The sequence below is a fragment of the Plebeiibacterium marinum genome (assembly GCF_026013615.1).
Lineage (GTDB): Bacteria > Bacteroidota > Bacteroidia > Bacteroidales > Marinilabiliaceae > Saccharicrinis > Saccharicrinis marinus_A.
Genome location: NZ_JAPDPI010000079.1, coordinates 1 through 12,053 on the forward strand (window position 1 = coordinate 1; position 12,053 = coordinate 12,053).

Annotated in this window: 9 protein-coding genes and 1 pseudogene; 2 read left to right on the plus strand and 8 right to left on the minus strand. The window is 33.2% G+C overall.

The features are described 5' to 3' along the window. Window positions 1-248, plus strand: a pseudogene (locus OM074_RS20480) (hypothetical protein); the annotation flags it as partial. Window positions 249-490: 242 nt separating this feature from the next. Here the strand turns inward: OM074_RS20480 and OM074_RS20485 are convergent. The 8 genes from OM074_RS20485 to OM074_RS20520 all read right to left on the minus strand — a co-directional run bounded on the left by OM074_RS20485 (window position 491) and on the right by OM074_RS20520 (window position 10,696). Next, on the minus strand, window positions 491-1,351 hold the full coding sequence (locus tag OM074_RS20485; RefSeq protein ID WP_301202545.1) for an Rpn family recombination-promoting nuclease/putative transposase: 861 nt from the start codon (window positions 1,349-1,351) through the stop codon (window positions 491-493). A 99-nt stretch (window positions 1,352-1,450) separates the two neighbouring features. Continuing rightward, complete coding sequence (locus tag OM074_RS20490; protein WP_301202546.1) at window positions 1,451-1,843, minus strand: Fic/DOC family N-terminal domain-containing protein; 393 nt, start codon at window positions 1,841-1,843, stop codon at window positions 1,451-1,453. Window positions 1,844-1,966: 123 nt separating this feature from the next. After that, window positions 1,967-3,820, minus strand: coding sequence for a DUF3732 domain-containing protein (locus tag OM074_RS20495; protein ID WP_301202547.1), 1,854 nt, complete (start codon window positions 3,818-3,820; stop codon window positions 1,967-1,969). Continuing rightward, window positions 3,817-4,269: a three component ABC system middle component gene (locus OM074_RS20500; RefSeq protein WP_301202549.1), complete on the minus strand. Its 453-nt coding sequence runs from the start codon at window positions 4,267-4,269 to the stop codon at window positions 3,817-3,819. Before OM074_RS20500 ends, OM074_RS20495 begins: the two co-directional genes overlap by 4 nt. After that, entirely contained in the window at window positions 4,259-5,545 is a 1,287-nt protein-coding gene (locus OM074_RS20505) for a hypothetical protein (RefSeq protein WP_301202550.1), read from the minus strand. The genes OM074_RS20500 and OM074_RS20505 overlap by 11 nt, the downstream gene beginning before the upstream one ends. A gap of 245 nt (window positions 5,546-5,790) precedes the next feature. Next, window positions 5,791-6,066, minus strand: a complete 276-nt coding sequence (locus OM074_RS20510; RefSeq protein WP_301202551.1) for a hypothetical protein — start codon at window positions 6,064-6,066, stop codon at window positions 5,791-5,793. Window positions 6,067-6,089: 23 nt separating this feature from the next. Further along, window positions 6,090-6,368: a hypothetical protein gene (locus OM074_RS20515; RefSeq protein WP_301202552.1), complete on the minus strand. Its 279-nt coding sequence runs from the start codon at window positions 6,366-6,368 to the stop codon at window positions 6,090-6,092. Window positions 6,369-7,372: 1,004 nt separating this feature from the next. Continuing rightward, complete coding sequence (locus OM074_RS20520) at window positions 7,373-10,696, minus strand: DUF5107 domain-containing protein (protein WP_301202553.1); 3,324 nt, start codon at window positions 10,694-10,696, stop codon at window positions 7,373-7,375. Between the two features lie 119 nt (window positions 10,697-10,815). Between OM074_RS20520 and OM074_RS20525 the strand changes: the two genes are divergently transcribed. Continuing rightward, window positions 10,816-11,694: an AraC family transcriptional regulator gene (locus OM074_RS20525; RefSeq protein ID WP_301202555.1), complete on the plus strand. Its 879-nt coding sequence runs from the start codon at window positions 10,816-10,818 to the stop codon at window positions 11,692-11,694. The last annotated feature ends 359 nt before the right edge of the window (window positions 11,695-12,053 follow it).

The window sequence follows — 12,053 nt, forward strand, 5'->3', positions numbered from 1 at the left end:
CTTTCTCTCATTCAACATACCAATATTTTTTAGTTTGCCCAAACTTAGATATTGGCATGAATGCTTCCTATGCGTGGTTTACCGGATGCTTACCATCAATATCTTTCGCAAAAGTATTAATAATGAGTAGAGATTCTTTCCTACAACAAGCCACTAAGGCGGTTCCTGAGTTTAAAGTAATCAGCGAGCAATTTCTTAGTAAGTATACCTGCTCAATTGCAAAGACTGTGGTGGCGAGTTGGCTTTGATACTATCCTATCCCGGTTAAAGAGCTCCTCCCCATTGCCAAACAACCCCTGTAACCGTTTATTATCCAACAACAAATCATATGCTGAAACAAAGTTAAACCAATAAAAAAATACGATTAATACCACTATAGGTAAATCACATGCTTACAATATCTTACACAAAGACTTCTGGAATAATGTTTAGTTCAACAAGCCCTCCGATGTGTAGGGCATGCAAGCAACCCTACATTATAGGCTAAGTGTTAGCCTCTGTTGTTTCTTATCTTCTCTATCTGGGCTATAGTAAATCCTGTAATATTTGAAATAGTTTTATTATCAAAACCTGTCTTTATTGAATTAATTATAATCTCAATAGCTTTTTCTTGCTTACCTTCTTCTTTTGCTGTATCAAGTGAATTCTTTAAGTCGCGATAGTATTTCAAACTATCCTCATATGATAAATATTCTTCATGAGAGAATTTTGCAATCTCTGCAACCTCAAATACTCGCTCAAAAACTCGTTCTTTTAATTTCTCAGGAAGTCTATCTAGTTTATGCAGATTTTTAATCACATACAACCACTTGTCATAATGAGATTCCAGTTCGTCAATTGACTTATTAAACTTAGGCATCTCAAAGTAAATAAAAGTCAACTTGTCATAAAATGTTTTGTTTGTCTTTATATCCTGAAGCTTTACATCATATCTAAACTTATCCTTATCAGTTTTATCTTCATCAAATACAAAGTCAAGAATCCCAATTACATAGACAGCTTTTAATTCATAATTCCAATCTGATTTTTGAGCTTGTTCTTGAATTGGAAATGTTGAATAATACAAACTTCTATCCTTGAAAAAGTTTTGCTTTGATTTCTGCATTTCAACGATAAATTTTTCTCCTTTTTCGTTTTCGCAGTACAAATCAAAAATAGCTTTTCGGTCTAATTCTGTATTTCCAAGTTGTTCTGTCTTTAAATAAGTCAAATCAACAATCTCACCTTGTTGTTCTTTTAGCAAAACATTAAGAAAATCAATCAAAAGGTCTTTATTTGGTTCTTCCCCAAAAAGTCTTTTAAAACCGAAATTTGTAAAAGGATTGATATATTTTTCTTTAATGTCGCTCACAACTCATTTTTTCTTTCAAAAATACATTTTTTTATTGAATCTATCCTTTCTACGATTTTGCGTATCAATAGAGGCTAAGTGTTGTCGCCTGTGCTTTTTCTATCTATTAGTCAGTAATTTAAATAATTCTTCATTGATATAATAATTTCCTGTCCCAAGCTTCTCTTTTCTCAACATATTATCATCAGCCAATTTATTCAGATAATTTGCTGCTGTTAAGCGCGAAACACCTAAATCATTAACAACATATTCTATCTTCGTATAAGGGTGCTTGAAAAGATTATTCAATAAATCCTGACTGTAAAATTTATAATTATCTCTTAATCGATGCTTATAATCAAGCATTAACTCCCTTATTTTTGTAATTAATTCAAAACCTCTCTTTAATGCAGCAATATAATTCTGAACTTCCTTTGCCTCTAATGATTTAAACGCATCTAGATTTAATTGCGATTTATATAAATCATCATGTGTTGTAATGATAATCCCCAAGATTCCATTGTAAAGAATTTTCTATACATAAGGATGTTCTGTTCTGAAGTTGCATAGGCGACAACGAAAATGCACTTATGCAAGCCGCCTACCCCGCTTGCATTAAGTGCAATGTTAGGGAAATTATTTTTTCATCATCTCTTTGGTGATTAATGCGTTATCATTACGAAAATCCTCAACAAAATGTATGTGAGGTAAATTCCATTTCTCAATCATATCTTGTCTTGCATTATCAAGTATTATAAATTGAAATTCATCTTCATGTCTAAGATTTAAGTACTCAATAAAGCCAGTTAATAGTTTCATTGCCTTTTGAAATTTAGTAATCCTCTGCTCTTGCGTTGCTTCTTTGGCAAATGGACGACTGAATTGGTCTATAATTAAAAATGGGGCAACAAATGCTGTTTCTGCTTCTCTTGGTTCTAAGAAAAATTCATGCAAGCCTAAAAAGAAAGATAAATGCAAAAACAAGTAATTTGAACTACTGCCAACTCCTGGAAAATATTTGAACTGCGATTTTCTTAATCTTATTATTTTATCAGCTAAGTCAAAAGAAGCCTTGTAATTTTTGTACTCTTCAAGTGCATTTGAATTATCTATTTGCTTTTGTATCAGAGTTTCTATTTTTGATTTAGTTAAGGTTTTATCAATATGTTTACTTTGTATATAAGGCTCTAATTCTGCAATTTCCTTTTCAAATGCAGCAATATTTAAGTCAAATTTTTCTTTTGCCTTATATTCCTCATTTTTCATGAACCTTTCTTTTAATCTTCCGATATGAATATATTTTCCAACTTCATTTTCAAAATTCCAGTTGAATAGAGGAAACTGCTCCAATTCTTTTTGAATATCAGATAATTGCTCTTGTAGTTCATTAATTTCTTGTGAAACATCTGGGGCTTCAAATGGACTATCTAATATTTGCTTCTTTATGTTTTTATATTCTGTTTCTAAGTTTTCTATAAATTCAAGAACTATTGGCGTTTCTATTACTTCGCTGAAATTATTGTAAACATAATCAATAGCTTGAATACTATCTACATCTTTCTCATTCAATTCGTTATATTTATCAAAGTCTCTTTTATAACGTTTTAAGCTCTTAATTTGGCGGGTTAATATTAGCTCTTGGGTTTTTAAGTCCTCGAATTGAACTAAGTCAGTTGATAATTTGTCATTATTAAACTTTTGCATTAAATTTTTGACAGCCTTATAATTATCGTCAAAACCAACTATTGTGTCATCAATTATTCCAAAATTTTTAGCGTCCTTTGAAATAGAATATAAGATTTTTTCAAATTCATTTCTCTTTGTCTCGTTCGTATTCTTTAACTTTTCAAGCTTTTCAATTCTTTTTCGCAATATTACATTACTTGGGTCTTCTGCACCAATCGCTAAGTTAAAAGCAACATCAAAATTTTCCTTTGTTCTTTTCTCTTTTTCATTCTTATCTTGCTTAAATGCACCAAAATCCAAATAATCATCTCTGTGTGTAATAACATTATCTGTTAATACATTTAATATCAACAATGAACGATATGATACATTTTTGATCAAATCGGCTTTTTCGCCCTCAAAATCGAACTTTGCAAACTTTAAATTAAATTCATCGTCCAGAATTGATAAAACTTCACGTTTTTTTGAATTGTTAGTAGGTTTATTCGGAATTTCTCCAATTTTAGAAAGATATATTTCAAACGAAGTTTCTCCTGCTGTACCAAGTTTGGCTCTTGCAATAGTGTATGTATTGCGATTTATGGTTATGTTTATTCCATACCATGAAACATTTTCATTTATTACTTCTTGTGGTATGTCAACTTTTTCAGAAAGTAAACAATACGAAATAATTTCTAATATCGCAGTCTTTCCTCTATCATTAGTCCCTGTTAAAAGATTGACCTTATTTGGTTCAAATTCAATTTGTCGTAAATAATCTGTTTTTGAAGACCATAATAGGACTTTGTTTATAGTAAATTTCATAGTATTACTCTTAATTGGTAAAAAAGATTGGTTTCGTTTTCTATCAAAATATTTGCAAGTTTATGACCTGCGTCATGAAGTTGCTTTCCTCGATTTCCTATTTCAGCTTTTGATATGTCAATTTCTTTTTGCTCATTTATTGAAATCACATTGTTGTCAAAAGATATTAAATCAGATGATTTCATTATTGAGATAACGTTCAAACAAATGGGAAGGTAAGTTTTAAATCTATCATTGAAGTTTACAAACAAATGAGTGTTGCTTGTAAATTCCTCAATACTGGAATCTTCAAAATCATCGTTCATGATGTGTTTAAGGGACTTTTCATGAAATAACAATGGCAAAACCAAGGTTATTTTTGCTATGTTAATCTCTCTAATCTTTTGAAGAACAGAATAGATTGAAATAAGCCCAATTGCTTCGTTATTGTAAAAATAATTATTTCTCATTTTTATACTTTTTTTCCCAATCAAAACGCCAACCAATTTTAGGATTTTCATCTGATAAGTAATAGTATTGACCATTACTTTGCTTTGGTGTTAAATTGGTATTATCAATATTAAGCTCAATTTTCCTTACTTCATCATAACAGTTCAATGCAATTTTATTCAGTTTATTTTCTCTTGATATAACAATTGTTTTATTGTTAATTTCTTCGCTTTCTCGCTCGACTGTTTCAAATCTAACATACCATTTTTGAATTGCTGTCTCTTCTAATTCCAAAATGTCTGTGCTAAGTAAGTCTCCTGCTTGCTCCCAAGCTTTGACTAAATTCATAAGACTTAATTTTGCACTTGTAAGTTCTTTTATTTTATGCTTATTTTCTGGGTTTATAGCCTTAATATCAATTAATTGTTTTATAAATTTTTGATTTTCCAGATTAATCGGTTGCTTATAGAAATTCCCTTTTCTCTCTGGCAACTTTCCACTTTTTGCAATGTTTAAACACCTTGAAGAAAGTTTATGGAAATTTTCGGCTGCTATAATAACCTTTTTTCTATCTTTTATTTGTTTATAAATCAGTTTGCGTAAATTACTATCTAAAAGATTAAAAGCTTTTTCAACTTGTTTTTCATCAATACTTTTTCTGTATTTAATTTTCTTTTCAATTTTTTCGATTAATTCATCTATTCCAGTTTCTACAAAAAGGTGTTCCAAAAAACTTGATAATACATCATCATTTAATGCTTGAAATTCCTTTATATATCCCTTTATCAGATTTTTCTTTGTAGGGTCGTCAGGGTCTTTTGTTTTCGCAAATAAATCGGCAAGATATTTTCTGAACTCCGCTAATGATTTATCCTTTTTATACTTCTTTAACTCTTTAAGAAAACTGTTATCTTTTGAGAACTGTTTGTTAGTAACTAATTGAAATATAGTATTATTTATATATTTTACTTGCTCGTCACTTGTTCTTCCTCCGACATTTTTTATTACTTCTATCCAATTATGAACTGTGTGCCACAAATCTTTATCTCTTGTTGCAAGGTACATTAAGCTCCCCTTGCTTTTTCCTTTCTCAATGATTTGAGTAGTGTGTTTAAGTTGAACCAATATTAACTTACCATCAGGCAATTCAATATGTACATCGTCCTTTACCTCAAAACCAATTTCGCCTGTATCTTCTAATTTGTCAAGCAAAGTAAAGAGAAAGTAGTAATATTGATATTCAAATCCGACAAACGTATCTGCCGCGCTTGTTGTATCATAATAGCTATCTGTCATATTTTCTTAAATTTAATTGGTTTCATAATTTCAGTTTTCCCTAACGTTTGAAATATAATTTAGTAGGGCAATTTTAAGAAGCAAACCTGTCGGACCACTACTGAGCCGAAGCTTTTGCTTTGGGTATAACTTTTATTCGTAACATAGCCGAAGCAAAAGCTTTGGTGGTGCTCAAACACCCTACATACTTACAAATTACACCAAACTGCCCTATTAATTATATTTTGTGTTAGGTGCTGGTGTTTCTACCAATATACTTGAAATGACAATTCTGATATCTTATTCATGTCAGAGTCGGCTATTGTACTTAAGTCTAAAACAACATGTCGTGTCTTTATCTCAAAGTCAATAAATGAATTTATGTAATCGCAAACATTATCCATTAATTGGTTCTGGTCTATTTTGATTGCAGGCTTACAAATTATTTTAATTACTGTATTAGAGTTGGGGTTTTTAAAAATATTTTCCTCTATGTTTATATTAGATGAAAATCCACTTTCAGTTAATGTTACTATTAACATAATTTATTGTTTTAAATTAAAAGTTATTTCCTTCCGCATTTATTTTTAAATTCTATTCTAACATCTTCAAATGTTGGAGCTCCAATTCCAGATATTTTAGCATAAGAATCAATCCCATTATCTGTAGCCATTGCGCTCCAAAAAAATCCCTCAACTTTTAAAGCACTTTTTAACTGGTTTAATCTCATTCTTGTCGCTCTTATTTTTCGTTTTATTGTCAAATTCGATTTAGGATGATTTTCCGCTGGAGTTAAAACCTTTTCTTCCAAAAATGATATTAATTCTTCTTTTGTTACTTTCATAGTTAATTAATTTTCAAGGTCTGCGCAAGCACTTGCACCTAACATTTCCCTAAACCCATTGGCTTAATATATTTTATATAGCAGGTCAACAACCTCTGTAACTCACTGATTTAACGAGCATATATATATGTTTTGTATATATTTGGTTATTAAAATTTCAGTAAAAAGGGTATGCTTGCTTTTAAATACAATCAGCTCCATAGTTGCTCTTTATTTTTTTGTGTTATTGAATATCCTAATAGTTAAAATGTCATTACATGTATTTTAGGATCAACAAAGGTAATAAATGATTTTAAACAGCACTACTTTAAACTATAAAGTCTCCAGTATTATTATATCCATTAATAAACAACCAATTAACACACACTTACAAACACATATCACAATTATTTGGTACAGAATATCAATTAGCAATGAACAATGAGCAATGACCAATTAACATTGTTTGTTGTTCATTGGTTGTTGTTCATTGTTCATAACCATTCAATAAAGGGAGTCTCCGGATTGGCGTCCTAATGTTGTCTTTGCTCGTTCGGTTCTCCTTCGGTTCTCGTTCGGTTTTCGTTCGGTTCTGGTTCGGTTAAAATAGAATGAAATGGGTATAAATACCATCTTAAGGGCATCTTAAATACGAACACGACCGCACCACAATAGAAACCAATCCCGATGCAGGGATAATTACAATCTATTATTAATACCATTTTTTTTACATTATGGGATTTAACAGATCGTTAGATTTTAGATAAGAGATAAGAGACTTATTTGCAAGATGCTTAAAATCAGATTTTTACCTAACCTAAGTTGATTTAATTAAGTATCTCATAATCTAGCACTTATAAAAAACCAACGAATTATTGGGATTAGAATGGTACAGAAAATCTTCGGATAGGCAATCCTTAAAAACAACTAAGCGTAAATGTCATCCTTTATATATTAGTATTAAAAACAAAACGCTGTCAAGTAATAAAATGACAGCGTTTGCAATATATTAATGAATACTAAACTTATCGGTAGAGTTCTTTCTTTAAATCAGCAACTCCAACATGCATCGAATTTAATGCAAGTATCTCGTCGACCAAAAATGCAGCAACATTTGAATTCCTAAGCCCATTTTCAGCAAGCGCGATCAGAAATTTAGAATCCACTGCATTACGCTTTTGAATATCATCTTCAAAAACCAACAACAAAGGCAATGATGTTGCAAAATAATCAATTCTCACTGTCTCTTTTAGTTTAGCCTCTGCAAATTCTTTGATATTATTTAACAGCTCATTAGCCTCTGCTGCTTCACCTAGTTCTCTTAATGAAAGAGCTTTATAGTACGATAGTTCTGAATAAGCACTAACTGCCATATCAATAAAGTCTCCTTCCTCGTTGGTACTGGCTTCAAAATATGCCTTAGCTTCTTCTGGTTTACCCATTGCTTTAAGTGCCATCCCTTTCCAGTAATTAATATGAGCTACAGCCTGTAATGGGTGGTATTTCTCACCTAAATTATCCGGTGTATCCATCGACTTTTCAAAATATTTCAATGCAGCTTCTGCATCTCCGTTTAGAAGAGCTTCTTGTCCCATCTTTAAACAAGCATAAGTATATTGTCTTAAAACCTGACCTTCACCACCTTCCCAAGGATGGAAGTTATGGTTCTCCATAAGATCTAATGCACTAATATAATCCCCTGTAAAATTATACAAGGCAGCCAATTCTACTGAAAAATCATCACGGGTTGCAACCTGATTTTTTATTGCCAACAAACTTTCTAAACGATCTTTTGGATCATCATTTAGTTTCTTACGCAACTGATCATATTCAAAACTGATACGCATATCCTCAGGAGACAATTCAATAGCTTTAAGGAAAGCTTGTCTTGCTTTTTCCCCATCTTCAAAAGTATTCCAGTATGCGATACCTAAGTTTCGGTATAATGTACCATAGTTACTGTTTGCATCTGCAGCCTTTTGCCATGCAGCAATAGCATCTTCATGACGTTTCAAGTTAAAATAGTAGTTTCCTAAACCATACGCTGCAATAGCATTATTAATATCTACCTGTAATGCCCACTCCATTACAATCTGCTCAAAAGTACGTGAAGGGAAAGCATAATCGTATGATGCAGCTTTTGTCTTTTCAAGAATTTCTTTTGATACGGCGGCTTCTCCTTTTAGATTATATAACCAGGCCAATACAAACTCTGTCATGATGGATTTTGCCATTGGATTTGGCACTGCACAAGCAGGTATTTCATTTTTATGATGTAACTCTATCACATCAATTGCTTCCTGATAGAAACCCGCTTCAGCATAGTCAAATGCAATATCGATTATAGTCTGTGCATCATTTCTTGATGACTGAATAAAATCTCCGTAATTGCCATTTAGATTTGCCAACTCAAATTTTGCCCATTGATCAAGAGAGTCCGTTTTAAACAGTTCTGTAAATACACTCTGAGCAGCCTCTTTATTTCCCTGATGCTTAAGCACAATAGCTTTTAAAATGTATGCCTTGTTATTCTGACGATTTGTATCCAATGAAGCTTCAATATGCTCAAGAGCTGTTTCGAAATCTCCTTTTAAACAATCCAATGCAGCCAATTGATAATAACCCGCTGCACGCCACTCATAATTCCATATAGACTTATAAAACAACTTATAAGCTTCATCTTTTCTTCCTTGATAAGAACACGCTAAACCACAGAAATACAATGCCTCACCTGATGCAGGATTTGGATGATAAGTGGTTTGAATATCAATAGCCGTTTTAAAGTTAGCCTCTGCTTCAGCAAACTTTCCGTTTTTAAGTTCTACACGACCAAGAGCAATATATGATTTGTAACTCTTAGGATCTTTTTTAATGGCCTCTTTCCAATATGGTTCAGGATAACGAGTTGGGTGACGGTACAACTCAAGGTGTTCTCCTATTAATTCAAGCTCGTTAGCACTTTCAATTTCTTCAGGTTGTTTTGGTTCAAAGGCTACCTTACGATTACGTTCTTTAGGAACCTCACGATGATGATATGCAATAAGCTCTTTACCTTGCTCATTTAATACAATTAATGAAACTGAATGCTCCTGCCCTGCCTCAATCTGGATGGTTTGATCCTGCCAGGGCTCATCCGGAGTAACTGTTTTATTTTCGAATACAGTTTTCTCATTTCCGATTAGAAGTATAAACTTCAGGTTTTCAAATTTACGACTTGAAGCAACTCCTAAATCCAATTTATTTCCTTGCTGAACTTCCAGACGAATGGCTAAATCCTTATCTGCATTTTGAACAGGGCCAAGCTTTTTAAAACTCCACCAGAACTGAGAGAAAGTTTTAGTCTCGTATGGAAGTAAGTAAGTAAAGTCTGGTTGGTTATCGGTATATACACCAGCCATTAACTCAAAATAAGGCCCGCCTTCATCTGTTAATTCACGATCCCATGCACGACCAAAGTCTTCACTACCCCAGGTCCATTGCTTTTTACCAGGAGCAATATGACGGTTAGCCACATGAATAAAACCACCCTGTTCTTTAAAGTCGTATCCTCCAAAGAAATCATATTTAGTATCACAAACCATGTAACTGGTTGGTACAGGGATGTTATTGTAGTTACGTAAATCATTTTTCCCAGGACGTTCATGATATGGAATGCCATAATAATCATTTTCGGCATATGGGAAACTACTTTGTGCACGAACTGCGTGGTCTGCCACATAATGCACATCAGGCGGAAAGAAACTTTGGTAATCTTTATGTACCTCAACAGCCACGTTTGCCCACCATAAAAAGGTTTGAGTTAATGGTGTACGGTTAAACAAGCGACCGCGTAGTTCGATCAATGCACTATCAGGGCGAATACGGATTCCATGCATACCTTTCAAACGGTACATTGGATCATATTCCGACATCCAGATCGTTTTTGCACCATCCGCTTCCTCTTCAATATATACATCAGTAGGTAAATAAGTTCCAGGACGGTGGTGTTGTGGCCAGTTAAACTCTACACCTCCACTTATCCAAGGACCAGCTAAACCTACCAAAGCAGGCTTAATTACCTTTTGCTGGTAAAAGAAATTATAATCATTATTAGCCTTGTCTTGCGCCTCAAAAATTCTACCGCCAATTTCAGGCAACATGACTAATTTTACAAAATCATTTTCAAGCACAGCTGCCTGATATTCCTTATCCACTTTATGATCATAAACTTTATCTATAAAAGGCACAGGATATACTTTACCTGATGACCCCTGATAAACTCTCTTTTCAAAAAACACCGGATTAATTTCTGATTTACCCAGTTCATAGGTTGGAAGTACCAACTTTTCGAGCCTTGCTTTAGCTTCCATATGATAAAAATTTAATACTTTTTTGATGTAACAAATATCCATATTTCCATTTATTCCCAAAATGGAGGTATATTTGGATTTAATGGACTATCTTATTATTTTAGCACAAAAACAACAAAATGATAAAACCAGATGGCTTTCAAGGTGAGCGAACAGTTATTATTCCTGAATTAATTCTTGATGAGATACAGCACAATCCAATAAGCAAACAGCTATATATTACCGATATCGGATTCTACCCCAAAGCACAAAACCATCTCAGAGAAAGGATTAGCGGCAGCAAGCAACATATATTAATGTATTGCACCGATGGAGAAGGATGGATATTATTAGGAAATAACCGCATTACAGTCAAAGCCAACCAATACTTTATAATTCCTGCTAACATACCCCATTCTTACGGCAGTTCAAAAAACAATCCATGGAGTATTTATTGGGTACATTTTAGTGGATTAACAGCAGAGTATTTTATAGACACAATTAGTGAAGCCCAAAGCATTACACCATCTGAAATATCGCGTATTGACGAGCGTTTAGACCTTTTTGAAGAGATGATACAAAACCTGGAAATGGGATTCAGTATGGAGAATATTGATTATGCCAATATTTGCCTATGGCACTTCTTAGCCTCTTTCAGATATTTAAGTCAATACAGGCAAGTTAGAAAGCCCCAGGAAAAGGATCTGACCGAAAAATCTATTTTCTTTATGAGAAACCACCTTAATGAAAAGCTAACATTGGAAGATCTGGCAAATCAGGCAAATTTATCAGTGGCGCATTATTCCCTTGTTTTCAAACAGAAAACAGGCCACTCTCCATTAAACTACCTGATACAGTTAAAAATACAAAATGCCTGTCGCCTGCTCGACCACACACACCTTAACATTAAAGAAATTGCTCAACAGGTTGGCTATGATGACCCTTACTATTTTTCCAGAATTTTTAAAAAGGTCATGAATTTGTCTCCTAAAGAATACAGGAAAACATTAAAGGGTTAATTAGTTTCAACAAGAAAACTCCTAAGATAATTAAAACTCCAATCGCTTACCCCTGGCGCCTTCTAAAGGAGAAAGTCCTACCTTTCGGCCCTCACTTTACAGGGTGTGTAAAAACTCCACTAACGAAGAGTTGGCACTTACAAACTGAAAGTACTTTCTCGTTCTACTCCTCCATACATCCCCATAAGTGGAGGCTACCCTTGTGGAGTTTTATTTGCAGCTTGCCACCCCACATAGCAATCAGGCTAAGGTTCTATTTTACTAGAATAATGTTATATATTTTAGGCTGAAGATTTTTTGTAAAAGCATTTTGTATATCGTGCTGAAAGCACAGCTTATCCTAGCCCCATGCAACGCAT